The sequence below is a fragment of the Pedococcus sp. P3_C7 genome, from assembly GCF_056402615.1.
On sequence record NZ_JBFUHC010000001.1, the window covers coordinates 207416 to 232322 of the forward strand.

24 protein-coding genes and 2 tRNA genes are annotated in these 24907 nt (G+C 69.8%); 10 read left to right on the forward strand and 16 right to left on the reverse strand.

Annotation, left to right across the window (positions count from 1 at the left end):
* The first annotated feature begins 3 nt into the window (after positions 1-3).
* Positions 4-1230, forward strand: a complete 1227-nt coding sequence (locus AC1DS4_RS00960; protein WP_477631975.1) for a deoxyguanosinetriphosphate triphosphohydrolase — start codon at positions 4-6, stop codon at positions 1228-1230.
* Between the two features lie 40 nt (positions 1231-1270).
* Here the strand turns inward: AC1DS4_RS00960 and AC1DS4_RS00965 are convergent, their stop codons facing one another.
* From AC1DS4_RS00965 to AC1DS4_RS00975, 3 genes are read right to left on the reverse strand one after another with little or no spacing between them, the layout of a single operon-like run.
* On the reverse strand, positions 1271-2308 hold the full coding sequence (locus AC1DS4_RS00965; protein ID WP_477612586.1) for an ABC transporter ATP-binding protein: 1038 nt from the start codon (positions 2306-2308) through the stop codon (positions 1271-1273).
* Positions 2305-3870 carry an ABC transporter permease gene (locus AC1DS4_RS00970; RefSeq protein ID WP_477612587.1) on the reverse strand — a complete coding sequence of 522 codons (1566 nt, stop codon included), beginning with the start codon at positions 3868-3870 and terminating at the stop codon, positions 2305-2307. Before AC1DS4_RS00970 ends, AC1DS4_RS00965 begins: the two co-directional genes overlap by 4 nt.
* A 14-nt stretch (positions 3871-3884) precedes the next feature.
* On the reverse strand, positions 3885-4943 hold the full coding sequence (locus AC1DS4_RS00975) for an iron ABC transporter substrate-binding protein (RefSeq protein ID WP_477631976.1): 1059 nt from the start codon (positions 4941-4943) through the stop codon (positions 3885-3887).
* A gap of 199 nt (positions 4944-5142) precedes the next feature.
* Here AC1DS4_RS00975 and dnaG point away from each other — a divergent pair, with 199 nt between their 5' ends.
* The 3 genes from dnaG to AC1DS4_RS00990 all read left to right on the forward strand — a co-directional run bounded on the left by dnaG (position 5143) and on the right by AC1DS4_RS00990 (position 7762).
* Positions 5143-7089 (forward strand): DNA primase, encoded by a 1947-nt coding sequence (dnaG, locus tag AC1DS4_RS00980; RefSeq protein WP_477631977.1) that lies wholly within the window; start codon positions 5143-5145, stop codon positions 7087-7089.
* Positions 7089-7604, forward strand: coding sequence for a hypothetical protein (locus AC1DS4_RS00985; protein WP_477631978.1), 516 nt, complete (start codon positions 7089-7091; stop codon positions 7602-7604). Before dnaG ends, AC1DS4_RS00985 begins: the two co-directional genes overlap by 1 nt.
* Before the next feature lie 85 nt (positions 7605-7689).
* Positions 7690-7762: transfer RNA gene (locus AC1DS4_RS00990), tRNA-Asn, on the forward strand.
* A gap of 79 nt (positions 7763-7841) precedes the next feature.
* Here the strand turns inward: AC1DS4_RS00990 and AC1DS4_RS00995 are convergent.
* The 5 genes from AC1DS4_RS00995 to AC1DS4_RS01015 all read right to left on the reverse strand — a co-directional run bounded on the left by AC1DS4_RS00995 (position 7842) and on the right by AC1DS4_RS01015 (position 11906).
* Positions 7842-8723 carry an amino acid ABC transporter permease gene (locus tag AC1DS4_RS00995; RefSeq protein WP_477612591.1) on the reverse strand — a complete coding sequence of 294 codons (882 nt, stop codon included), beginning with the start codon at positions 8721-8723 and terminating at the stop codon, positions 7842-7844.
* Positions 8720-9385, reverse strand: a complete 666-nt coding sequence (locus AC1DS4_RS01000; RefSeq protein ID WP_477612592.1) for an amino acid ABC transporter permease — start codon at positions 9383-9385, stop codon at positions 8720-8722. Before AC1DS4_RS01000 ends, AC1DS4_RS00995 begins: the two co-directional genes overlap by 4 nt.
* Before the next feature lie 99 nt (positions 9386-9484).
* Entirely contained in the window at positions 9485-10327 is an 843-nt protein-coding gene (locus tag AC1DS4_RS01005) for a glutamate ABC transporter substrate-binding protein (RefSeq protein ID WP_477631979.1), read from the reverse strand.
* Positions 10328-10432: 105 nt separating this feature from the next.
* Positions 10433-11173: an amino acid ABC transporter ATP-binding protein gene (locus AC1DS4_RS01010; RefSeq protein WP_477612594.1), complete on the reverse strand. Its 741-nt coding sequence runs from the start codon at positions 11171-11173 to the stop codon at positions 10433-10435.
* 85 nt (positions 11174-11258) lie between these two features.
* Complete coding sequence (locus AC1DS4_RS01015; RefSeq protein WP_477631980.1) at positions 11259-11906, reverse strand: hypothetical protein; 648 nt, start codon at positions 11904-11906, stop codon at positions 11259-11261.
* 97 nt (positions 11907-12003) lie between these two features.
* Here AC1DS4_RS01015 and AC1DS4_RS01020 point away from each other — a divergent pair, with 97 nt between their 5' ends.
* On the forward strand, positions 12004-12174 hold the full coding sequence (locus AC1DS4_RS01020; RefSeq protein WP_477631981.1) for a hypothetical protein: 171 nt from the start codon (positions 12004-12006) through the stop codon (positions 12172-12174).
* A gap of 146 nt (positions 12175-12320) precedes the next feature.
* Positions 12321-12443 carry a hypothetical protein gene (locus tag AC1DS4_RS01025; protein WP_477631982.1) on the forward strand — a complete coding sequence of 41 codons (123 nt, stop codon included), beginning with the start codon at positions 12321-12323 and terminating at the stop codon, positions 12441-12443.
* Between the two features lie 85 nt (positions 12444-12528).
* Here the strand turns inward: AC1DS4_RS01025 and AC1DS4_RS01030 are convergent.
* A tRNA-Ile gene (locus AC1DS4_RS01030) sits at positions 12529-12605 on the reverse strand.
* Between the two features lie 132 nt (positions 12606-12737).
* Between AC1DS4_RS01030 and AC1DS4_RS01035 the strand changes: the two genes are divergently transcribed.
* From AC1DS4_RS01035 to AC1DS4_RS01045, 3 genes are all read left to right on the forward strand, one after another.
* Complete coding sequence (locus AC1DS4_RS01035; protein ID WP_477631983.1) at positions 12738-13193, forward strand: hypothetical protein; 456 nt, start codon at positions 12738-12740, stop codon at positions 13191-13193.
* 156 nt (positions 13194-13349) lie between these two features.
* Positions 13350-13865, forward strand: a complete 516-nt coding sequence (locus AC1DS4_RS01040) for a DUF3145 domain-containing protein (RefSeq protein ID WP_477612601.1) — start codon at positions 13350-13352, stop codon at positions 13863-13865.
* Positions 13866-13959: 94 nt separating this feature from the next.
* On the forward strand, positions 13960-14583 hold the full coding sequence (locus AC1DS4_RS01045) for a hypothetical protein (RefSeq protein ID WP_477631984.1): 624 nt from the start codon (positions 13960-13962) through the stop codon (positions 14581-14583).
* Positions 14584-14701: 118 nt separating this feature from the next.
* Here the strand turns inward: AC1DS4_RS01045 and fabF are convergent, their stop codons facing one another.
* From fabF to AC1DS4_RS01070, 5 genes are all read right to left on the reverse strand, one after another.
* Positions 14702-15946, reverse strand: coding sequence for a beta-ketoacyl-ACP synthase II (gene fabF, locus AC1DS4_RS01050; RefSeq protein ID WP_477612603.1), 1245 nt, complete (start codon positions 15944-15946; stop codon positions 14702-14704).
* A gap of 115 nt (positions 15947-16061) precedes the next feature.
* Entirely contained in the window at positions 16062-16310 is a 249-nt protein-coding gene (locus tag AC1DS4_RS01055) for an acyl carrier protein (RefSeq protein ID WP_056923461.1), read from the reverse strand.
* A gap of 96 nt (positions 16311-16406) precedes the next feature.
* Positions 16407-17426, reverse strand: coding sequence for a beta-ketoacyl-ACP synthase III (locus AC1DS4_RS01060; RefSeq protein WP_477631985.1), 1020 nt, complete (start codon positions 17424-17426; stop codon positions 16407-16409).
* A 1-nt stretch (position 17427) separates the two neighbouring features.
* On the reverse strand, positions 17428-18396 hold the full coding sequence (locus tag AC1DS4_RS01065; protein ID WP_477631986.1) for an ACP S-malonyltransferase: 969 nt from the start codon (positions 18394-18396) through the stop codon (positions 17428-17430).
* A gap of 142 nt (positions 18397-18538) precedes the next feature.
* Complete coding sequence (locus AC1DS4_RS01070) at positions 18539-19735, reverse strand: PucR family transcriptional regulator (RefSeq protein WP_477612606.1); 1197 nt, start codon at positions 19733-19735, stop codon at positions 18539-18541.
* Between the two features lie 126 nt (positions 19736-19861).
* On the opposite strand from AC1DS4_RS01070, the gene AC1DS4_RS01075 reads away from it, so the two are divergent.
* A complete protein-coding gene (locus AC1DS4_RS01075; protein ID WP_477612607.1) occupies positions 19862-20995 on the forward strand; it encodes a glycerophosphodiester phosphodiesterase in 1134 nt (377 codons plus the stop codon).
* 53 nt (positions 20996-21048) lie between these two features.
* Here the strand turns inward: AC1DS4_RS01075 and AC1DS4_RS01080 are convergent, their stop codons facing one another.
* On the reverse strand, positions 21049-21936 hold the full coding sequence (locus tag AC1DS4_RS01080) for an NAD-dependent epimerase/dehydratase family protein (RefSeq protein ID WP_477631987.1): 888 nt from the start codon (positions 21934-21936) through the stop codon (positions 21049-21051).
* Positions 21937-22040: 104 nt separating this feature from the next.
* Positions 22041-24806: a pyruvate dehydrogenase (acetyl-transferring), homodimeric type gene (gene aceE / locus AC1DS4_RS01085; RefSeq protein ID WP_477631988.1), complete on the reverse strand. Its 2766-nt coding sequence runs from the start codon at positions 24804-24806 to the stop codon at positions 22041-22043.
* Positions 24807-24907: the final 101 nt, after the last annotated feature.

Here is a 24907-nt window from a genome sequence, read left to right on the forward strand (position 1 = left end):
GGCGTGGCATACAGCTCGGTCGACCGTGAGCGCTGGGTGCGGGAGGACCCTGCCACCAAGCGGGCCGACCGCGACGACTTCGCCCGTGACCGGGCCCGGCTCGTTCACTCCGCGTCGCTGCGCAGGCTCTCGGCCAAGACCCAGGTGGTGCAGCCCGGCGACGACGACTTCGTCCGCAACCGGCTCACGCACAGTCTCGAGGTCGCCCAGATCGGCCGCGAGTTCGGCCAGGCGCTGGGGTGCAGTGCCGACGTCGTCGACTCGGCCTGCCTCGCCCACGACCTCGGCCACCCACCCTTCGGTCACAACGGCGAGCGCGCCCTCGACGAGATCGCCCGGGACATCGGCGGGTTCGAGGGCAACGCCCAGACCCTTCGGCTGCTCACCCGGCTGGAGCCCAAGCGGGTGCACCCCGACGGCCGGCCGGCCGGCCTCAACCTGACGCGGGCGACCCTCGACGCCTCGACCAAGTACCCGTGGCGACGGGGCGAGGTGGGAGGCGGCGCGAAGTTCGGCGTCTACGCCGACGACCTGCCCGTCTTCGAGTGGTTCCGCGACGGCCGGCCCGACGGGCAGCGGTGCCTCGAGGCCGACGTCATGGACTGGTCCGACGACGTCGCCTACTCGGTGCACGACGTCGAGGACGCGATCGCCTCCGGCCGGCTCGACGTGCGCCGCCTGCGCGACCGCACCGACGTCGACTCGGTGCTCGCGGTGGCGACCGGCCTGTATGCCGCCGACCTCGGGGTCGACGCCCTGGGTGCCGCGCTGGAACGCGTGCTGGCCAGCGGCGCCGTCCCCACGGCATACGACGGGTCGCGGGTGGACCGGGCGGCGCTCAAGGACATGACCTCGCGACTCATCGGGCGGTTCGTCCACGGGGTCGAGGTGGCCACGCGCGAGCGGCACGGCGACGGGCCCCTCACCCGGTATGCCGCCGACCTGGTGGTGCCCGACCAGACCCGTGCGGAGTGCGCCGTCCTGAAGGCCGTGGCCGCCCACTTCGTCATGAACGCCCTGGAGCGGGTCGACGTGCTCACGAGGCAGCGGGAGGTCGTGGCCGACCTCGTGGCGGCCTACCAGCAGGACCCGGTCTCGCGTCTGGACCCCGACCTGCTCGGTGACTGGAAGAACGCCGAGTCCGATGCTGCTGCGCTGCGCGTCGTCGTCGACCAGGTGGCCTCACTCACCGACGTGCGCGCGGAGTACCTGCACCGCGCCTGGAGCTGACCCGAGCCGTCCCCCCCCGGGATGGCGCCGCGACGACCCGTCAGGGTGCCTCGAAGGCCCGCGCCTCGCCGACCACCGAGAGCCCGACGATCGAACCGGTGTGGGGTACGTCCGAGCCGTTGACGCGGGCTGTTACCACCGTGTGGTCGGCCTGCAGCCGCAGCGCCACGAGGGCGTCGTGCCCGAAGTAGGTCGTCGACAGGACCTCGGCGCAGGGGATGCCGGGCGCCATGTCGCGCAGCACGATCTGCTCGGGACGGATGAGCACGTCGACCGTGCCCGCGGGAGCCGGCTGGTGGACAGCGAGCCGCCCGAGCGCGGTGCTGACATCTGTGCCGTCCGCGCTACCGCGAAGGAACACCGCGTCTCCGAGGAAGGCGGCCGCGTGTCTGTCCGCAGGGGTGCCGTAGACCTCAGCAGGTGTCCCGACCTGGGAGAACCGGCCGTCGTGCATGATCGCGACCTGGTCGGCGAAGGACAGCGCCTCGGCCTGGTCGTGGGTGACGAGCACGACCGTGACGTCCTCGTGGGCCAGCGCCTGCGCGACGGCCTCGCGGGTCGAGGACCGCAGCCCGGCATCGAGGGAGGAGAACGGCTCGTCGAGCAGCACGACCGTGGGGCGCCTGGCGAGGGCCCGCGCCAGCGCCACCCGCTGCTGCTGGCCACCCGAGAGCTGGTCGGGGCGGCGGGTCGCCAGGTCGGGGGAGAGGCCCACGAGCTCGAGCAGCTCACCGACGCGCTCGCCCGCCCGCCGAGCGTGTCGGGGGAGTCCGTAGGAGACGTTGGCCCCGACGCTCAGGTGGGGGAACAGGTTGCCCTCCTGGGCGACGTAGCCGATGCCTCGCCTCTCCGGTGCCACCCACACGCCCGGGCCGGCCACCGTCCGGTCGCCGAGCTGAACCACTCCTTCGTCGGCAGGCTGGAACCCGGCCACCACGCGGAGCAGCGTCGTCTTGCCGCAGCCCGAGGCGCCGAGGATCGCTGACGTGGTGCCGGACGGCACGACGAGGTCGAGCCCGTGCAGGACGGGTCGTCCGTCGTACGACGCGGCGACGCCCGAGATGCGCAGCGTGGTCACAGTGCGGGCTCCTCGTCGGGTCGGCGTAGCAGGAGGTAGGTCAGGGGGGCGGACACCAGCACGAGCGCAGCGGCGTAGGGCGCCGCACCCGCGTAGTCGATGCTCTCACTCGCACTCCAGAACGCCGTCGCCAGTGTCTGCGTGCCGGTCGGGGCGAGCAGCAGCGTGGCAGTCAGCTCGGTCGACGTCGCGATGAACACCATGGCGAAGCCGGCCAGCGCCCCGGGCGCCGTGAGGGGCACCAGGACGCGCACGAAGGCCCGGAACGGTCCGTCACCCAGGGCCCGTGCGGCTTCCGTGAGCTCCTCGGGCGCGTGGGCCATGGCCGCCCGGATGCTCACCATGGCGCGGGGGATGAACAGGATGGCGTATGCCGCGACGAGGACGACGCTGGTCTGGTAGACCGGGCGGGCGTAGCGGACCGACAGGGTGACCAGTGCGAGGGCGATCACCACCCCGGGCAGGGACGAGGCCACGTAGGTGGCGCGCTCGACCAGGACGGACAGCCACGTGCGACGCCGGGCGATGAGCCAGGCCACGGGGAAGGCGGCGACCACCGTGACCACGCCCGCGAGGAGGGCCAGGCGCAGCGTGCCCCACAGGGTCGTCACGAGCTCTGCCGGGTCGAAGGCGCTCTCCGTGAGGCCCCCACTCCCGGCGCGGAACCAGTAGACGAGGCTCCCGAGCGGCACCCCGAGGGCCAGCACCGTCAGGGCGCCCATGCCCAGCAGGGCCGGAGCCGTCCACCTGCCGAGCCTCGCGGGGAGGGCTCGACGGGCGGCGCCGCGGCCAAGTCGCGCATGCCGCACCGTGCCGCGCAGCAACAGCTCGACCGTCAGCAGCCCGAGGCACAGGGCGATGAGCACCACGGCGAGCAGGCTGCCGGCACTGTTGCTGAAAGCCACCTGGAACTGTTCGAGGATCGCCGTCGTGAACGTGGGGAACCGCAGCATCGCGAGCACGCCGAACTCGGACAGCAGGTGGAGCGAGACGAGGAGCATGCCGCCGAGGGCGGCGGGCCGCAGCTGGGGCAGGACGGCGCGGAAGAAGGACCGCCAGGGACCCAGACCCAGCGACCGGGCAGAGTCCTCGAGGCTCTGGTCGAGCCCCCGCAACACCGCCGCCACGGGCAGGAAGACGAACGGGAAGTACGACAACGTCGTCACCAGCACGGCCCCACTCAGGCCCTGCAGCTCGGGACGCACCGTCACCCACGCATAGGAGTTCACGAACGCCGGCACGGCCAGTGGGCAGACCATCAGCACCCGCCAGAACCTCGCACCGGGCAGCGAGGTCCGCTCCACCAGCCAGGCGGCAGCGATGCCGATCGCTGTCGTCAGCGAGACCGTGAGCACCACCAGCGACCCGGTGTTGCGCAGCAGCTCACCGACCCGCGGCCGCCACAGGAGGTCCCAGGCCGGTCCCCAGCCGATGTCGAACGCCTTCACGGCCACGACCACGAGCGGCAGTACGCAGACAGCCGCGACGAGCAGGCTGGCCGCGACGACCGCTGCGGGGGTGGGGTTCGACCGACCCCGTCGTGGTGTGTGGAGTGGACTCATCGGGAGTACGGCACCTAGAGGATGCCGGCGGTCGTCATCAGCTCGATGACCTTGGGGCCGTTGAGCTTGAACGGGTCCACCCGCGGCGCCTCGAGGGTGTCAAGGGGCTCCAAGGCCTTGTCGGAGGCCACTCCGGTGCCCACGGCATACTCCTTGGCGTCGCTCGTGGCGAGGATGCCCTGGCCCTCCTTGGACGTCACGAAGGCAAGGAACTTCTGCGCGTTCGCGGCCTGCTTGGTGGACTTGAGCACCGCGCCGCCGGAGATGCTGACGAACGCACCCGGGTCCTGGTGGCGGAAGTAGAGCAGCTTGGTGTTCTTGCTGCCGGCCTTGGTGAGCGCCTGGTCGCGGTACCAGTAGTAGTGGTACATGATCCCCACCGGCACCTGTCCGGCGTTGACGGCCTTCATGACGGCGATGTTGTTCTGGTAGATCTGCGCACCGTCCTTGAGGCCCTTGAGCCAGGCGGCGGTCTTGGCCTCGCCCTGGGTCTCGAGGATCGCCGAGACGATGGCTTGGAAGTCGGCACCCCCGGCGGCCGCGCCCCACTTGCCCTTCCACTTGGGGTCCTGCAGATCCATGATCGACGTCGGCAGCTCGGCCTCGGTGATCTTGCTGGGGTTGTAGACCAGCACCGTGGAGCGGGCGGCGATGCCGACCCACTCGTGCGTCGACGGCGCGTACTCGGCGCCGACCTGGTTGATCGTGGCGTCGTCGACCTTCGCGAGGAGCCCGGCGTTCTGCACCGTCGTCATGGCGGGGGAGTTCTCGGTGAGGAACACGTCGGCGGGGCTCTTGGCGCCCTCCTGGACGATCTGCGCGCCCATCGAGGAGTCCGACCCGTAGCGGATCTGCACCTTGACGCCGGTGTCCTCCTGGAACTTCTTGGCCCACGCCTGGGTGAGGTTCTCGTGCTGGGCGCTGTAGATCGTCAGCTTGTCCGGATCGAGGTTCTTGCCTGCCTCGAGGCTGCCGTCGCCGCCGCAGGCCGCCAGGGCCAGGGTGGCTGTGGTCGCCAGGGCGAGCAGGGCGGTCCGTCGACGGATCACGGTGGTGGTTCTCCTGAACAACATGGGGGACGAGAAGGCAAGGCTTACCTTACCTTTCACGTCGTGGACCGCCCAAGTCCGGGTATGCCGCGCGGCTGGCTGCCTTCTGCCTGCCCTTCTGGCCGCGGGCCATGGACCCGGCCACGCGGCATACCTGACCTGTGGAGGTGGGCCACGCGGGAGAGGACGCACCGCCTAGACTCGGCCGCGACAAGGAGGGCCAGTGCCGGGTCGGATCAAGGCCGACGACGTCGCGCTCGTGAAGGAGCGCTCGTCGATCGAGGACGTCGTGCGCGAGCACGTGACCCTTCGACCTGCCGGACCGGGCTCGATGAAGGGGCTGTGCCCGTTCCACGACGAGAAGTCCCCGTCGTTCAACGTCCGTCCGACCGTGGGTGCCTGGCACTGCTTCGGCTGCGGCGAGGGCGGCGACGTCATCTCGTTCGTGCAGAAGGTCGAGCACCTGACCTTCACCGAGGCGATCGAGCGGCTCGCGCAGAAGCTCGGCATGGAGCTGCACTACGAGGAAGGCGGCAAGCCGGGCGGCGGGGAGTCCCTCGGACGGCGCTCGCGGCTGGTCGAGGCGCACCGCGTGGCGCAGGAGTTCTACCACCACGCGCTGCTCAACGCCCCCGAGGCCAGGGCCGGCCGCGACTTCCTGCGCGAGCGCGGATTCGACAGCGAGGCCGCGAAACGGTTCGGCGTCGGGTTTGCGCCACGCGGCGGCGAGGACCTGTCGCGCCACCTGCGGTCCAAGGGTTTCTCCGACGAGGAGCTCGTCCTGGGAGGGTTGTCCGGGCGGGGGAGTCGCGGGCTCTACGACCGGTTCCGAGGGCGGCTGGTCTGGCCGATCCGCGACATCACCGGTGACACGGTGGGGTTCGGCGCGCGGCGGCTCTATGACGACGACCGGATAGCGGCCAAGTACCTCAACACGTCCGAGACCCCGATCTACAAGAAGTCGACCGTGCTGTACGGTCTGGACCTCGCGAAGAAATCCATTGCAGGAGAACGCAAAGCGGTCATCGTCGAGGGCTACACCGACGTCATGGCCTGCCAGCTGGCCGGCATCGAGGGCGCCGTGGCGACGTGTGGCACGGCCTTCGGCGTCGACCACATCAAGATGCTGCGCCGCATCATGCGCGACGAGGTCGACCTCGCGCCGGCCCGGGTCGTGTTCACCTTCGACGGAGATGCGGCGGGGCAGAAGGCCGCGATGCGGTCGTTCGCCGAGGACCAGCGCTGGGCGTCCCAGTCGTTCGTCGCAGTGGCCGACGGGGGCATGGACCCCTGCGAGCTGCGGATCGCCAAGGGTGACGATGCCGTGCGCCACCTGATCGACGACGCGGTGCCGATGTTCGAGTTCGCGGTGCGCACGACGATCGACCGGTTCGACATGGTGACGGCCGAGGGACGGGTGCAGGCCATGCGCGCGGCCGCGCCGATCGTCAACTCGATCCGCGACAGCTCGATGCGTCCCGAGTACATCCGTACGGTCGCGGGCTGGATCGGGGTCGAGGTCGAGCAGGTGCAGGCCGAAGTGTCCCGCGCCCAGCGGATGGCTGCGCGGGACGCCAAGGAGGCTGCTGAGGCGCCTGCCGGCCGCGAGCGACGTTCCGACGCCGACACCGTGCCTGAGCCCTCGATCGAGGAGGCCCGGGCGGCCCTGCCGACGCCGGACCTGCGTGACCCGATCGTGTTCGCCGAGCGCCAGCTGCTCCAGACGCTGCTGCAGTACCCCGACAGCTTCACCACCGACGACGTCGACAAGGTGTCGGCCGACGCGTTCACCGCCCCGGCTCACCGAGCGGTCTTCGACGGGGTGCGCGGTGCGGGTGGGCCACAGCGCGGGCTCTCGGTGCAGGCGTGGGCCAACCGGGTCATCGAGGCCGCGCCCCTGGCGGTTCACGGCCTCGTCGCCGAGCTCGCCGTCGCGCCCTTGCCCACCCGCATGGACAGGGCGACCGGCCTGCCCGAGCGTCGCTACATCGACGCCCTCCTCACCCGCGTCCAGGAGGTCTCGCTGACCCGCCGGATCGCCGACGCGATGTCGGCGATGCGGCGCATGGCGACCGACTCGCACTCCGACCCCGCCGCCGCGCGCACCCTCAGCAGCGAGCTCCAGGACCTCCAGCGCGAGCTCGCGACGCTGCGCGACAGGGCCTCCTGATGGCGCTCTCGCTGAGACGCCCCGAAAAGCTGCCCGCCCCGGTCCGCGAGGCGGTCGGGCTGTCCGGGGGCGAACGCGTGCTCAGCTGGGGTCGGGAGGTGGCCACTGGCGCCATCGTGGTGGCCACCAACCATGCCCTGTATGCCGTGGACGCAGCGGGCGCGCGCACGCTCGCCCGCCCGTGGCACGAGGTGGACGGGGGCACCTGGTCGCCCGAGCTCACCCAGCTGACCGTGACCTGGGTGGATGGTTCGAAGCCGTCGCAGTGGGTCCTGGGAGCCACCAGCCTGCTCCCTGAGACGCTGCGCGAACGCGTCCAGGCGAGCGTCGTCCTGGCCCAGCGGATCGAGCTCGGCCCGCAGCGGTGGGCCAAGGCGGTCCTGCGTCAGGACCTGGCCACGGGCGACCTCGTCGAGCAGGTGGTGCTGGGCCGCGGGGTGCGCGCCGACGACGCCGAGATGACTGCCCGCACCGAGGGCGCACTGGCCTACCTGCGCGAGCAAGTCGGACGCTGACAGCACGGCCGGGCCGTTTTCAGAACTGCGCGCATCCTTTGCTATGGTTGCGCAGCGCCGAACGCGGGGGACCGCAGACGGACATTCCCCTGTAGCTCAATTGGCAGAGCAGCCGACTGTTAATCGGCAGGTTGTTGGTTCGAGTCCAACCGGGGGAGCCCGCCACACCACGAGGCCCCAGACCATCAGGTCCGGGGCCTTCGTCGTGCACTCTTGAGTCAGGCTGGTCGCGCGTGGTCAGGTGGCAGCGCCCTGGCCGGCGTCAGCCGGCGCAGGGACGGCTGTCGCCTCGTGGAGGGTCGTGCGGCCACGCTTGGACAGGCGCTTCTCGATGCGGCCCGCCACCACCGTCAGCGCGTAGTTGATGAGGATGAACAGCACCGCCGCCACGAGGTAGGCCTGCAGCACGTTGGCGAAGGCCGAACCCAGGGTCTTGGACCAGTTGAGCAGCTCGAGGTAGGTGATCGCGTAGCCCAGCGCCGAGTCCTTGAGGATCACGACGAACTGGCCGATCAGGGCGGGCAGCATGGCGGTGAGCGCCTGCGGTAGCTGGATCGACCGGAGGGTCTGCGACGCGGTCAGCCCGATCGACAGGCCCGCCTCCGACTGGCCTTTGGGCAGCGAGAAGACACCAGAACGAACCAGCTCGGCAATGACCGACCCGTTGTAGAGCGTGAGGCCCGTGACGACACCCGCCAGGGGAGCGGTCTCTGGCGGGAACAGCCCGCTCCGGGAGTACAGCCCGTAGCTCGCGATCATCATGATCAGGACGGGGACAGCGCGGAAGAACTCGACGACGATGCTGCTGACCCAGCGGACGGGGGCGATCTGCGACAGCCGGCCGATCCCGAAGAGGAGCCCGAAGGCGCCGGCGAGCAGGATCGAGATGAAGGCCGCCTTGAAGGTGCCCCAGAGCCCCTTCAGCAGGTAGTCGCGCCACACCGAGCGGTCTGTCAGGAACGGCTTCCACTGGTCGGCCTCGAGCTGACCCGCGTCCTTGAGCTTGCGGACGACGAGGAAGGCGATCGCGATGACGAGGAGGACGCCGAACACCGAGAGGATGGCGTGGCGTCTGCGGGCCCGGGGACCCGGCGCGTCGAACAGGACGTTGGCGCTCATCGCTTCACCGCCAGCCGACGGGACATCGTCGTGAAGAGCAGGCCGAGGGGGAGGGTCAGGATGACGAACCCGATGGCGAAGATGAGGAACACGATGAGGCCACCGGTCTCGTTCTCGATGATGACCGCCATCAGGTTGGCCGCCTCGGCGACCCCGACGACGGCGGCCACGGTGGTGTTCTTGATGAGGGCGATGAGGGTGGACCCCAAAGGAGCGATTGATCCGCGGAAGGCCTGTGGCAGCAACACTTCTCGCATGCTCTGGCCGAATGTCAGGCCGATGGCGCGGGCAGCCTCGGCCTGGCCTGCGGGGATGGTGTTGACGCCCGACCGCAGCGCTTCGCACACGAAGGACGCGTGGTAGATCGAGAGCATCACGATGGCCCAACGACTCGCGTTGCCGGTGATCGACGACGGGTCGAGGTTGAGCCCCAGGATGTAGGTCAGGCCCAGGACGCTGAGGACCACGAGCAGCGTCAGTGGTGTGTTGCGGAAGATGTTCACGTACCCCGTGCCAAGCAGTCGCAGGACGCGCACGGGAGACAACCGCATGATGCCGACGATGGTGCCGAGCACGAGTGACCCGATCGCCGAGAAGAAGGCGAGATAGACCGTCATGCCGAAGGCGCCGAGAACGTCGTACTTGCTCAGGATGTCACCCATGCAGGAAACCTTCCGTTGCTGTGGGGGTGCAGTCCGAACGCTTCGGTATGCCGCCCGCTCGGGCGAGCGGGCGGCATACCGACAGCGGTGTGGAACCGGTCAGGAGCAGGCGTCCTGCTTGGGCGGGTTGGTGGCCGCGTCGACCTTGAACCCGGCCGGGCCGAGGTTCTTGTCGACGGCTGCCTGCCACGCGTTGGAGCTGATCATCTTGCCGATGGCCGTGTTGATCTTCTCGCAGGTGGCCTTGTCACCCTTCTTGAGGCCGATGCCGTAGCGCTCCTCGGAGAAGGTCTTGCCGACGACCTTGAGCTTGCCCTTGTACTGCGCCTGGGAGGCGTAGCCGGCCAGGATCGTGTTGTCGGTCGTGAGGGCGTCGACCCCCTTGGACACCAGGGCGGTGACGCACTCGGAGTACGTCCCGAACTCCTGGAGCTGGACGCCGGGGTACTTGTCCTTCACCTTCTGGGCGGACGTCGATCCGGTCACCGAGCAGAGCTTCTTGCCGGTGAGTGCTTCCGGTCCGGTGATGGAGGAGTCGTCGGCGCGGACGAGGAGGTCCTGACCGGCGATGAAGTACGGGCCGGCGAAGGAGATCTTCTCCTTGCGCGCGTCGGTGATCGAGTAGGTCGCGACCACCATGTCCACCTGGCCGGTGGAGATCAGCGTCTCGCGCTGGGCCGAAGGTGCCTGGACGAACTGGATGTCGGCCGCGTCGTGGCCGAGCTCCTTGGCGACGTAGGTCGCGACGTCGACGTCGAGGCCGGTGTACTTCGAGCCCTCCTTGAGCCCCAGGCCGGGCTGGTCGAACTTGATGCCGACCTTGAACTTGCTGCCGCCACCACCGCCGCCCGAGCCGGTGTCCTTGGCGCTGTCGCCGCAGGCGGTCAGGCCGAGCGCGAGGACCGATGCGGCGGTCACTGCGCCAATCCGACGAATCTTCATTCCGTTTCCTCCTGATGTGTTGCCGCTGCGCTGGTGCGCCCCGGTGTGCAGTGCAGTGCGGGTCTGGATTGTCAGTGGGTCCTTGTTGTCAGTGGGCCACGATGGTCAGTGCGTCAGGATCTTGCCCAGGAAGTCCTTGGCGCGATCCGACTTGGGCGTGGTGAAGAAGCCCTCTGGGGTGTTCTCCTCGACGATCTGCCCGTCGGCCATGAAGACCACCCGGTTGGCTGCCTTGCGGGCGAAGCCCATCTCGTGGGTGACGACGACCATGGTCATCCCGTCCTTGGCCAGGGCCACCATGACGTCGAGGACCTCGGTGATCATCTCGGGATCCAGGGCCGAGGTGGGCTCGTCGAAGAGCATCACCTTGGGGTCCATGGCGAGCGAGCGGGCGATGGCCACGCGCTGCTGCTGGCCGCCGGAGAGCTGGGCGGGGAACTTCTGAGCCTGGTGCGCGACGCCGACGCGTTCGAGCAGCTCCATGGCGCGTTTCTCGGCCTCGGCCTTGGGGACCTTGCGAGCCTTGATCGGACCGAGGGTCACGTTGTCGAGGATCGTCTTGTGCGCGAAGAGGTTGAACGACTGGAACACCATCCCGACGTCGGCACGCAGCTTGGCCAGCTCCTTGCCCTCCTCGGGCAGGGGAACACCGTCGATGGTGATCGAACCGGTCTCGAAGGTCTCGAGCCGGTTGATGGTGCGGCACAGCGTCGACTTGCCCGACCCCGAGGGGCCGATCACGACGACGACCTCGCCCTTGCCGATGGACAGGTTGATGTCCTGGAGGACGTGCAGCTCGCCGAAGTGCTTGTTGACGCCCTTGAGAACGACCAGTGGCTCCGTCATGTCCGGCAACCTACCGGTTTGTCGCGATCAACGGATCCCTCAGGCAGCCACTGTCATGCAATAGCAACCCGACGTGAACTGGCCCTCAGGCGGGAAATGCTGGCGGGTAGCGGCCGGTTGCGCGACGGTAGTCGCGCAGGGTGATGCCGAGGAACGTTGCGGCATAAGCCACGAGGCAGGTGCCGCCGACCACGGCGGTGACGAAGCCGCTCGCTCCGAAGGCGTCGGAGACCAGGGCTCCGAACACCCCGGCCACGATGGCGTTGACGGCGACCATGAACAGACCCGTGCTGCCGAGGAAGTGGCTGCGCCCGCGAATGCGCGTCATCCCATACGTCCGCCGGACCCCGGCCAGATCGTCGCTGGTCCCGGTGACGAGGTAGGGCGCGATCCCCGGGTCCAGGTCGACGTAGGCGGCGCGCAGCCGGTTCATGCCGATGACCATGGACTCGTCGTCGGTCATGACGTTCGCGACCCGGATGCCGGTGAGGGTCCCGAGGACGAGCATGGCGGCGCTGAGGCCCACAGCCAGGACGCTGAAGGCATGTCCGAAGCCGGTCACCTGCACGGTGAGGCCGACCACGACGAGCGAGGCCGACTCGATGGTGAGCAGGATCGAGATCCGTGACATGACCTCCGACCAGGTCATGCTCCGCGTGGCGAGCAGGCTCCAGTGCTCGGTCGCGAGGATCTGCGCGCGAACGGCAGGTGGGACGTCGGTGCCCTCAGCCACGAGACCACGGTAGGGAGGGGGCGGCAGCCAGTCCTCCCGCACCTGCATGACCGCCTCGGGTCTGGACGGACAGTCACCGGCGGCGCACGCTTTTCCCATGAGGTTTCTCGACCTGCTCGCCTGGGTTGCGCTCGTGGTCGCGGTCACCGGGTACGTCGTCGGGCTGCGGTACAGCCGGCACACCGACGAGGCAGAACGGGGCCTGGTGGCGTGGATGGTCCTCGCGTGGGTGGCGGTCGCCTGGCTGGTCGGCAGCGAGCTGACGTAGCCACCTCGCCGGTGTGACGGAAATCGAGGCCCGGAAACCCAAGTCGGGCCGTTCGTCATGGGGTCCGCCTCATCCGTTCGGTGAGACCTCCCGTCGGCGCGCTCGATGTGGCGCGCAAAGGCGGAACGGGTTTGTAGCCTTTCCGCATGAGTGAGCCGAGTCCCCCCGTCAGCGACGCCAGGACACTGTCCGCCGAGGAGCGTGCCGACCTGGTGCGCTTGCTCCGCCACGGTGCCTGGCGTCCGTTCGGCGGCCCGCAGGGTGAGTAGGCCCGTTGCACGCGACCAGGACAACCGGGAGCGTCAAGGATCAGCCGAAACAACTGTCAAGCATCAGCCGAAGTCATTTCGACACTGGTGGGGCAGGTCGGGCTTGAACCGACGACCGACGGATTATGAGTCCGCTGCTCTGACCGACTGAGCTACTGCCCCGGCACCAGCTCGGCGTTCACCGGCTGGGCGCCGTGAGCCTACCGCCCGGCGCACAGGCAACCCACGGTCTGGGGAGGTCCCTGTCACAGAGCGCGGTTGCACGGTGGAGCTCCACCACCGAAGGAGCACCTCATGAAGATCCGAATCGTCCCCGTGGCCGCCGGTCTCGCTGCCGCCGCCGGCATCGCCCTCACCGGAGCGTCCCTGGCCAGTGCCGACGCGACCTCACCGACGTCGACCGTTGCCGCCTACGGCCAGGTAGCGCCAGGGGAGGCGCCCCAGGGCAACGGCAACACCGACCCCAGCAAGCCGATGCGCTCCGACGAGACGTTGCTCACCGGCGACGTGGCGGCCAAGGTCACGGCCGCGGCCAAGGCCAAGGAGCCCACCGCAACGATCGAGCGCGTCGAGACCGACTCCGACGGGGTCTACGAGGCACACATGGTCCGCACCGACGGCACCCACATCATCGTGCAGATCGACAAGAGCTACGCGGTGACCAACGTCCAGGTCGGAGGCGCCGGGGGACCGGGTGGCGGTGGAACGCCGCCGACCGCACCCTCCGCGGAGTCCAGCTCGACCACCTGAGTGTGAACGCCCCTGGTCACTCCAACCAGGGGACCAACCACCAGAGGTGGGGGGGGGGGGGGGGGGGGGGGCCAACTGAAGAAGCGACAAGCAGCCAGGCCAGCAGGTGACGAGGTTCGTGGGGAAGACGTCCCTCGCACACCAAAGGAGGCCCGGATGTCTGTCGCGATGCCGCGTGTCATGACTCGCGGGGTGGTGTTCATTCACTCCACCCCCAAAGCGCTGTGCCCGCACATCACCTGGGCTCTGGAGGCCGCGCTCGACGGCCGGGTGGCCATCGACTGGACGCCCCAACCTGCCGGTGCCGCACTCGTCCGCGCGGAGCTCGCGTGGGCAGGGGTGCAAGGCACCGGCGCCAAGCTCGCCTCGACCCTGCGTGGCTGGGACAACCTGCGCTACGAGGTGACCGAAGAGCCCAGCGCCGGGTCGGACGGCTCACGCTGGTCCCACACCCCCGCCCTCGGGATCCACCACACGTGGACCTCGGCCTCCGGCGACGCGGTGATCAACGAGGACCGGCTGCGCGAGGTCCTGCGGCTGTCCCAGGGCTCTCCGGAGGCGATGGCCGAGATGGTGGAGGAGCTGCTCGGCACCGACTGGGACGCCGAGCTCGAGCCGTTCCGGTATGCCGGGGACGGGGCTCCGGTGCGCTGGTTGCACAAGGTGGGCTGAGCTCGTCCGACCGGCCGCGCTGACCTGCACGTTTCGAGGATTCGCCCCCACCTTCGGTAACCTGTCGCGCTGACCGACGACTCTGGAGGAACGTGTGACCCGCCCCAACCTGCTCCTGGGGGCGCTGGCCGCAGTCTGTGGGGGGACGCTGCTGTGGTGCGCCCGGCTCATCCTGGCCGCCGACCTACCCCGCGGTGCCCATATCGCATCGTGGAGCCTGTGGGTGGTGGCAGCGGGGGCCGTCCTGACGCTCATCGCCTATGTGCGCGAGTTCCTGCGACACCGGCAGCAGGCCGGGCGTGAGGCCAGCTGGAAGCCCCTGCCGTCACTGGTGCTGCTCTGGATCGGCGGGCTCACGGCCCTGGCCTCCTTCGCCTTCATCCTGCCCCACAAGGCCTCGTCGGATGGCGCCTCAGCACCGGCCAAGGCCGGCACCTCCTTGTCCGCCCAGACCATGACGCCACCCTCGTCGACCCCTACCGCGGCATCGGACGTGACTCGGCCGGTGACGTCCTCGACCTCGTCGCGGTCCAAGTCGTCTCGGACCCTCCCGCCTGCCCCCGCCACGACCACGGCGCAGCGCAGCTCCACGGGCGTCGCGCCGGCTCCGCGGCCCACGACCACGACTCCGACACCGTCGACCACCACGTCGCCCCTGATCGACATCCACATCTTCCCGACACAGTCCCAGCGGACGAAGCCGCCGGGTGGACACTAGTCGGGGCGAGGGCCGTTCTTTTGCCGTCCCGCTCTGACACGACAGGAGCCCGCCCCCATACGGGGCGGGCTCCTGTCGTTGCCTCACGGCCGAGTGATCGCGTCGGCTGGAGCAGTGCCTAGACGCTGGTGAAGACCACCGCGACGTTGTGGCCACCGAAGCCGAACGAGTTGTTGAGCGCAGCGATGTCGCCGTCCGGCAGCGTGCGCGCCTCACCGTGCACGACGTCGAGCTTGATCGCGGGATCGAAGTCGTCCAGGTTGATCGTCGCGGGGGCGAGCCGGTGGTGCAGGGCCAGGATCGTGAGGACGCCCTCGAGGGCCCCGGCAGCACCCAGAAGGTGACCGGTCATCGACTTGGTGGCGCTGACCGGCATACCGTCGGCGTCGTCACCGAAGGCGCGCCGGATGGCGTTGGACTCCGCCACGTCACCCACCGGGGTCGAGGTGGCGTGGGCGTTGACGTGGACGATGTCCTTGGGGGACAAGCCGGCCCGCTGGACGGCCTCGACCATGGCACGCGAAGCGCCGGCGCCCTCGGGCTCCGGGGCGGCGATGTGGTGGGAGTCGGCGGACATGCCCACGCCACCGATCTCGGCATAGATCTTGGCGCCACGAGCCTTGGCCGCTTCGTACTCCTCGAGCACGATCACGGCCGCGCCCTCGCCGAGGACGAAGCCGTCACGGCCGGTGTCGTAGGGGCGTGAGGCGCGCTCGGGGTCGTCGTTGCGGGTCGAGAGCGCCTGCATGGCGGCGAAGCCGGCGATCGGGAGCGCGTGGACAGCGCCCTCGGTGCCACCGGCGACGGCGATGTCGGCACGGCCGTTGCGGATCATCTCGTAGGCGTACCCCATCGCCTCGAGCCCGGAGGCGCAGGCGGAGACGGGCGTGTGGGCGCCGGCTCGGGCGCCGATCTCCAGTGAGACGGCTGCCGACGAGGCGTTGGGCATGAGCATGGGCACGGCCAGGGGGAAGACCCGGCGTGGTCCCTTCTCCCGCAGGTTGTCCCACTGGTCGAGGAGCGTCCAGACGCCGCCGATCCCCGTGCCGATGCACGCGGCGAGACGTTCGGGGTCGACCTCCGGGGAGCCGGCGTCCGCCCAGGCCTCGCGGGAGGCGATGAGAGCGTACTGGGCGCTGGGGTCGAGCCGGCGCACCTCGACCTTGGTCAGCACGTCCAGTGGCTGGGTGTGGATCGTGGCGGCGAACTTCACCGGGAGCTCGTACTTCTCGACCCAGTCGAAGGGCATGGTCTTCGCGCCTGACCGTCCGGCCAGGATGGCGTCCCACGTGTCGGGGACGTTGCCGCCCACCGGGGTGGTGGCTCCGAGGCCTGTGACGACGACGCGTCGTTCGGCGGTCATGGCTGGGTCTGCTCCTTCGTCGAGGTGGTGCGGTGGCGGGGCGCCGGTTGCGGGGTGGCGGCCGAGCGACATCGGGATGCCGCGTGGCCGCCACCCACGCTGGGTTCAGACCGGCTCAGCCCTGGTTCTTGGCGATGAAACTGACGGCGTCGCCGACAGTCTTGAGGTTCTTGACCTCGTCGTCCGGGATCCGCACGCCGAACTTCTCCTCGGCGTTGACGACGATGGTCATCATCGACAGCGAGTCGATGTCGAGGTCGTCGGTGAAGGACTTCTCGGACTGCACCGACTCGGTGTCCAGCCCGGTCTCCTCGTTGACGATCTCGGCCAGACCCTCGAGGATCTCCTGCTCGCTCTGCGCCATCCGGCTCAGCTCCTTCATTTCTGTTGGTGTGACAGGTGGTCGTCACGTGTGGTCACTGCGGTGGCCCGGATCACCCGCGGGCCGGCGGGAGTCTGGTCAGGGGAGGACGACGACCTGCGCGGCATACACGAGCCCGGCACCGAACCCGATCTGCAGGGCCAGCCCGCCATGGGCCACCTCGCCCTCGCGGAGCATCCGCTCGGTGGCGAGGGGGATCGAGGCGGCGGACGTGTTGGCGGTCTCGGCGATGTCGCGGGCGACGGGGATGTCGGAGGGCAGCTTGAGCTGCTTGATCATCGCGTCGATGATCCGCATGTTGGCCTGGTGCGGGATGAAGGCGTCGAGGTCCTCGGCGCGCACCCCGGCGGCGTCGAGAGCCTTCTGGGCGACAGGTGCCATGCCCCAGACAGCCCAGCGGAAGACCGACTGGCCGGCCATGCCGATGGCGGGCCACCCCAGGTCGCCGTCGCGGACCTCGACCCACGAGTCGCGCTGCGAGATGGTCTTCCACTGCGACCCGTCCGAGCCCCACACGGTCGGGCCGATGGCGGGGGTGTCCGACGGGCCGACGATCGCGGCTCCCGCGCCGTCGCCGAAGATGAAGGCGGATCCGCGGTCCGACATGTCGGTGAAGTCGGAGAGCTTCTCGACCCCGACGACGAGGACGTGGCGTGCGCTGCCGCCGCGGACCATGTCGCTGGCCAGGCTCACGGCGTGGCAGTAGCCCGCACAGGCGGCGGAGATGTCGAAGGCTGCGCCACGGATGCCGAGGCGGTCGGCAAGGATCGGTGCGGCTGCGGGCGTCTGGTAGGGGTGGGTGACCGTGGCCACGACCACCGCATCGACGTCGGACGCCTCGAGCCCGGCAGCGGTGAGCGCCTCACGGGTGGCTGCCTCGGACATGTCGACGACACTCTCGTCCTTGGCCGCGAACCGGCGGCTCTTGATGCCGGAGCGCTCCTGGATCCACTCGTCGGAGGAGTTGATCGCCTCGACGAGCTCGGAGTTCATGACGACGCGTTCGGGTCGGTAGCCACCGACGCCCATGATGCGTGCGTACGTCGCTCCCTCCGCAGGGGTGATGAAGCCGGTGCCCTTGGGGGCTGGTGCGGTCATGTCAGGCCTCTTGCGAGTCGGTCGGGAGGGAACGGGTGGGGGCGGGGTCTCCGCCGTGGTCGCGAACCAGCTGCTGGGCCGCCTCGAGGTCGTCGGGCGTCTTGACTGCCAGTGTGGCAACTCCGGGCATCGCGCGCTTGGCGAGGCCCACGAGGGTGCCTGCTGGGGGGAGCTCGATCAGCGCCGTGACGCCGAGGTCGACGAGGGTATGCATGCACTGGTCCCAACGCACCGGGCTGCTGACCTGTCGCACGAGCCGGGCCAGCGTGTCGGACCCGCCCGCCACCGGTCGGCCGTCGGCGTTGGACAGGAGGGTGACGCCGGGGTCGCTGACGTCGAAGTCGGCGGAGAGCTGCTCGAGGGCGTCGACGGCAGGCGACATGTGGGCGGTGTGGAACGCGCCGGCCACCTGGAGCGCGATGACTCGCGTCTTGGCGGGGGGATCGGCGGCCAGGGCCGCGAGCTGGTCGAGGGTGCCTGCGGCGACGGTCTGGCCGGCGCCGTTGGCGTTGGCGGCGGTGAGGCCGTAGCGGCTGAGCGCCTCGGCGACCTCGACGGGGTCTCCCCCCAGGACGGCGCTCATGCCGGTCGGGGCGAGGGCGCTGGCGGCGGCCATCCCGGCCCCGCGCTCGCGGACGAACACCATGGCGTCGTGGTCCGACAGCGCGCCCGCGAAGGCGGCGGCGGTGATCTCGCCGACCGAGTGCCCGGCGGTGACGGCCACCGCGGACTGTGGGCCGTCGGGGAACAGGACGGCGGCAGCGGCCAGGCCCGCGGCGACGATGAGCGGCTGGGCGACTGCGGTGTCCTTGATGGTCTCGGCGTCCGAGGTGGTGCCGTGCGCGACCAGGTCGAGTCCCGCGACGTCGGAGAGCGACTCGAGCCGCTCGCGGAACGCCGGCAGCTCGAGCCATGGGGCGAGGAAGCCGGGGGTCTGGGAGCCCTGTCCCGGGCAGACGATTGCTAGCACGCTCCCAGCCTTGCGGTCCGGTCGTGACCTCAGCGTGACCGTTTGGCACGAACATCCGGCACGACATTTGGAGGATGTCTACAAATGGCGTGGTGTGGGAGCGGCTGCGTGCAGTCGCCTCCGAGCGCGGGTGAAGCCCTCTCTAGGTGCCGTTGACGGGTCTGGACGCGGAGATGACGGGTCGACTCAGCCTGCCGAGGGCGAGGGCGATCCGCACCGTGTGCGCGTCGTGCGGGTCGGTGAGCTGGTAGCCAGTGAGGTCGGCGATCTTGCCCAGGCGGTAGCGCACCGTGTTGGGGTGGACGAACAGCACCCGCGCCGTGCCCTCCAGGCCGCCACCGGTCTCGAGGTAGGCCGACGCGGTCTCCAGGAGACCACCGCGGCTGGACGACAACGGGTGCCAGATGCGGTCGAGGAGCAGTGCCCTGGCCGGAGCGTCGCCCACGAGGACGCGCTCGGCGAGCAGGTCGTCGGCGGTCACCGGTCGGGGTGCGCCCGGCCAGGCATGGGCGCAGGACTGGCCGGCCAGGGCAGCCCGCGCCGACCGGCCGGCCGCGAACAGGTGCGGCACCGTGGGGCCCACGACGAGCGGTCCGTCGCCGAAGTGGTCGGCGACGGCAAGGGCTGCGGTCATGGGGTCGTCGACGTTGCCGAGGATGCAGACGAGTCGGCGTCCCTGGACCGCGATGAGCGTGTCCACACCGACGCGTTCGGCCGCACGACGGAGCCCGTCCACGATGCCGGCTGAGCCTCCCGGAGGGGTGCTGCCGGCGATGACCGCGACCCGGGTCGTGGACCCCCAGCCCAGGGCTGCGGCGCGAGACTGCATCGAGTCGTCGGCCTCACCGCGCAGGACCGCGTCGACCACGAGGCCCTCGAGCCGCGCATCCCAGGCGCCGCGCGCCTCTGCGGCGTGGGCGTAGACCTCGGCGGCGGCGAAGGCGATCTCGCGCGAGTAGCGCAACACCGACTCGCGCAGCGCCTGTTCCTCGCCGGGCTCGGCGAGGGCCGTGGCGTCCTGCTCGACGACGTCCACGACAGACCGCACGAGGTCCAGGGTCTGGCGCAGGGTGATCGACCTGGTCAGCTCGCGTGGCGCCGTGCCGAAGACATCGGCGGTCACGGGGGTCTGGTCGCCGCCGGCGCGGAGCCACGCGATGAACGCGGCAATGCCGGCCTGGGCCACCAGTCCCACCCACGATCGGTCCTCCGCCGAGAGCACCCGGTACCAGTCGTGGGCCGCCTCCATGCGCTTCGTCGCGGCCGATGAGAGCTCACCTGCGGAACGCTCGACCCGTTGCAGGGTGGCGGTCGACGTGCTCACGCGAGTGGCCGGCATACCCCCAGTCTATTTGTATGCCGCCCACAACCATGGCACCGCGGCCTCCGACGGTTCGGCTCGGCTTCACCCGCTCGACACCGCGCGGTCGCCCGCTGCCGCCCGGCAGTTCCTAGCGTCGTGGCCATGACCAGAACCCTCCCTGTCCTCCTCGCCACCGGGGCCCTCGTCCTCGGCTCCACCGTGGCCGCCAGCGCCAGCGCCAGCACCACGGCCGCACGCGCCACCCCGGACACCGGACGTGCTGCGACCCTCCCGCTCGTGCTGGCCCATCGGGGCGCCTCCGGGTACCGACCCGAACACACCGTGGCCGCCTACGAGCTGGCTGCCGCCATGCATGCCGACTACATCGAGCCCGACCTCGTCATGACCAAGGACGGCGTGCTCGTCGACCGCCACGAGCCCGAGATCTCGGGGACCACGGACGTCGCCGACCACCCCGAGTTCGCCGCCCGCAAGACCACCAAGCTGCTCGACGGCGTCTCGACGACGGGGTGGTTCACGGAGGACTTCACGCTCGCGGAGCTGCGGACCCTGCGTGCCAAGGAGCGGCTGCCCCAGATCCGCCAGGAGAACACCCTCTACGACGGGCGCTACGCAGTCCCGACCTTCGAGGAGGTGCTCGAGCTGCGCGACAGGCTCTCCAAGGAGTACGGCCGCCAGGTCGGCATCATCCCCGAGATCAAGCACTCGACCTACTTCCACACCAAGGGCCTCAACCCCGAGGCCGCGCTCATGAAGCTCTTGGACAAGCACCACCTCAACCGCCCCAACGCACCGGTGTGGGTGCAGAGCTTCGAGCTCGGCAACCTGGTCGCGCTCCGCAGGACCTACGGCTACAAGGCGAACGAGGTCTTCCTCGCCAGCGGGACGGGCGCGCCCTACGACCTGGCCAGCAGCGGCGACCCCCGCACGTACGCGGACCTGCTCGCGCCCGCGAGCCTCAGGTCGCTGTCAGGCACGATCGACGGGATCGGCCCGGACAAGAACCTCGTGGTGCCCCGCAGGAGCGACGGCACCCTGGGCAGCCCCACCGGACTGGTTGCTGCCGCCCATGCGGCCGGCCTCAAGGTCACCCCCTACACGTTCCGTGCCGAGAACACCTTCCTGCCCACCGACTACCGGGTCGGCCCCAACCCTGCGGACTACGGCAGGGCGGTGGACGAGGTCGTGGCGTTCCTGCGGGCGGGTGTGGACGGGGTCTTCTGCGACCAGCCGGACATCTGCGTCACGGCTCGCAAGGAGCTGCTCGGGCGCTGACGTCGGGCTGACCTTGAGCTGACGTCGGCTGACGTCGGGCTGACTGCGCGCAGTCAGCCGGCGTGCTCCCGCCAGGAGTGCGCCGGCTCGTAGCCCAGCAGCCGTCGGGCCTTGTCGATGCCCAGCAGGGTCTCGTGCTCTCCGAGGTCCTTGCGCACCTCGACGCCGGGGAACACCTCGGCCACGAGGTCCGCGCTCGAGCGGCTCATCACCGTGTCCGCGTTGGCGATGACGAAGACCTCGCACCCTGGCTCGGTCCGCTCGAGGCCGAGCCGCACCGCCTGCGCGCCGTCGCGACCGTCGATGTAGCCCCACAGGTTCCATCTGCGCAGGGACGGGTCGGCGTCGAACGACGGGAAGGCCGCGTAGTCCTCCGGGTCCATGACGTTGGAGAAGCGCAGGCCCACCATGACCAGCTCGGGATCCCACCGGCAGAAGTGCCGGGCCATCTCCTCCTCGAGCGCCTTGTTCAGCGAGTAGGTCGACTCCGGCCGCGGGTCGTACTCCTCGTCGACGGGGACGTAGGGCGGCGGAGTGTCGAAGGGCAGGCCGAGAACTGTCTCGCTCGACGCCCAGACGATGCTGCGGACCTTCAGGGCGCGGGCGGCGGCGAAGACGTTGTAGGTCGCGGCCGAGTTGTTGGCAAACGTCGCCGCATTGGTCGTCAGCCCGGACGCGGGGATGGCCGCGAGGTGCACCACCGCGTCCACGGGTGTCGAGTGCTCATCCACCCCGCCGGAGAACGCCTCGAGCACCTGGCCGTAGTCGGTGAGGTCGACGGTGATGAACGGCGTCGCCGGCGAGGGGGGTCGGGTCCGGTCGAGCGCGAGCACGTCGTACCCGTGCTCGGCAAGGTGGGCGACGACCGTGCGGCCGAGCTTGCCGGTGGAGCCGGTGACGGCGACGCGGCGCCGTGGGGTCAGTGCGGGCTGGGAGGTCACCCTGTCATCCTGCCCCAGGGACAGGTATGCCGCCCGCTCAGGTGAGCGGGCGGCATACCTTGTCGTGCAACAGGTTTCATCTCATGGGCATGGCGGGGCCAGGGTCAGCTGTCGCCACCTGCGTTGCCGGACGTGCCGGCGGTGACGTCGAGCAGGCGGTAGCGGGCCGCAGCCTCACGGGCCACCCCACCGTCGACCTCGCCGCGCTGGACGAGCATCTGCAACGCCCGCACGGCGACGGACGGGCCGTCGATGTGGAAGTACCGACGTGCCGCCGGCCGGGTGTCGGAGAACCCGAACCCGTCGGCGCCGAGCGAGGCGAAGTCTCCGGGCACCCACTGCTGGATCTGGTCCTGCACCTGGCGCATGTAGTCGGAGACGGCGACGACCGGACCGCGCGTGTCACGCAGCCGCTCGGTGACGTAGGGGGTCCGGGCCTCGCCCTCGGGGTGCAGGAAGCGCTGCTCGTCGCAGGCCATCCCGTCCCGGCGCAGCTCGCTCCATGACGTCACGGACCACACGTCGGCGACGACGCCCCAGTCGTTGCGCAGCAGGTCCTGCGCCTCGAGGGCCCACGGAACACCGACACCCGAGGCCAGGAGCTGCACACGCGGCGCGTCGTCGGGCAGCCCGTCGGGGATGCCGGGAGCGAACAGGTGCATGCCCCGCAGGATCCCCTCGTGGTCGACGTTCTCGGGCTCCTGCGGCTGGCTCATCGGCTCGTTGTAGACGGTGATGTAGTAGATGACGTTCTCCGGGTCGTCGCCGTACATCCGGCGCAGCCCGTCCTCCATGATGTGCCCGATCTCGAACCCGAACGCCGGGTCGTAGGACACCACGGCCGGGTTGGTCGCAGCCAGGATCGGGCTGTGGCCGTCGGCGTGCTGCAGGCCCTCACCGGTGAGGGTGGTGCGGCCGGCGGTGGCGCCGATCAGGAACCCGCGAGCCATCTGGTCGGCGGCCGCCCAGATCGAGTCAGCTGTGCGCTGGAAGCCGAACATCGAGTAGAAGACGTAGATCGGGACCATCGGCTCGCCGTGCGTGGCGTAGGACGTGCCGGCCGCGGTGAACGCTGCCATCGAGCCCGCCTCGTTGATGCCGAGGTGCAGGATCTGGCCGTCCTTGGCCTCCTTGTAGGCGAGCATCAGCTCCGCGTCGACCGAGGTGTACTTCTGGCCGTGCGGGTTGTAGATCTTGATCGTCGGGAAGAACGAGTCCATGCCGAAGGTGCGTGCCTCGTCCGGGATGATCGGCACCACGCGCTTGCCGAACTCCTTGTCGCGCATCAGCTCCTTGAGCAGTCGGACGAACGCCATCGTCGTGGCGATCTGCTGCTTGCCGGTGCCCTTCTTGACGACGTCGTAGGCCGAGTGGTCGGGCAGCTTGAGCGGCTCGTGCTGCACGCGACGCACGGGCAGCGGGCCTCCGAGCTTCTCGCGGCGCTCGAGCAGGTACTTGATGCTCGGGTCGTCGGGGCCGGGGTGGAAGTAGGGAGGGGAGTAGGGGTCCTTCTCCAGCACCTCGTCGGAGATCGGCAGCTTGAGGCTGTCGCGCAGGCCCTTGAGGTCGTCGAGGGTGAGCTTCTTCATCTGGTGCGTCGCGTTGCGGCCGGCGAAGTGGCTGCCGAGGCCGTAGCCCTTGATCGTCTTGGCCAGGATCACGGTCGGCTGTCCGGTGTGGTTCATCGCCGCCTGGTAGGCCGCGAAGACCTTGCGGTAGTCGTGGCCACCGCGCTTGAGCCGCCACCAGATGTCCTCGTCCGACCAGTCCTTGACCATCTCGCGGGTGCGGGGGTCGCGGGCGAAGAAGAAGTCCCGGACGTACTTGCCGTCGTTGGCGCGGAAGGTCTGGTAGTCGCCGTCGCTCGTCGTGTTCATGAGGTGCACGAGGGCGCCGTCGCGGTCCTGGGCCAGCAGCGGGTCCCAGCCGCGACCCCAGACCACCTTGATGACGTTCCAGCCGGCGCCACGGAAGAACGCCTCGAGCTCCTGGACGATCTTGCCGTTGCCACGGACGGGGCCGTCGAGGCGCTGCAGGTTGCAGTTGACGACGAAGGTGAGGTTGTCGAGCTCCTCGCCGGCTGCCAGCTGCAGCAGGCCGCGCGACTCGGGCTCGTCCATCTCGCCGTCGCCCAGGAACGCCCACACGTGCTGCTGGCTGGTGTCCTTGACGCCGCGGTTGTGGAGGTACTTGTTGAACTGCGCCTGGTAGATGGCGTTCATCGGGCCGATGCCCATCGACACCGTCGGGAACTGCCAGAAGTCAGGCATCAACCGCGGGTGGGGGTAGGACGGCAGCGCCACCGGCTGACCGCCGACGATGTGGCTCTTCTCCTGGCGGAACCCGTCGAGCTGGTCCTCGGTGAGCCGGCCCTCGAGGAAGGCGCGTGCGTACATGCCGGGGGAGGCGTGCCCCTGGAAGAAGACCTGGTCGCCACCGCCGGGGTGGTCGGGCCCGCGCCAGAAGTGGTTGAAGCCGACCTCGTAGAGGGTCGCGGCAGAGGCGTACGTGGAGATGTGCCCGCCGACCCCGATGCCGGGACGCTGCGCGCGGTGCACCATGACCGCGGCGTTCCAGCGCAGGTAGGCGCGGTAACGACGCTCCACCTCCTCGTCGCCGGGGAACCACGGCTCCTGCTCGGGCGAGATGGTGTTGATGTAGTCGGTCGCCGTCAGCGACGGGACCCCGACCTGCATCTCACGAGCGCGCTCGAGCAGCTTGAGCATGACGTAGCGAGCCCGCTGCCGACCGCCCTCCTCGATGACCCCGTCGAGGGAGTCGAGCCACTCCTTGGTCTCCTCGGGGTCGATGTCCGGGAGCTGGCTGGGGATGCCGTTGAGAATGGGTCCGGCTTCCTCGCGTGCGGCCACGGTCGTGAGTCCTTTCTCGCGCCAGAGTTGACGAGGGGTCGCGGGGTTGCCTGCGGCCTCCTCGTCCATCTTCCACCCCAAAGAGGCGCAGGTCACAACCG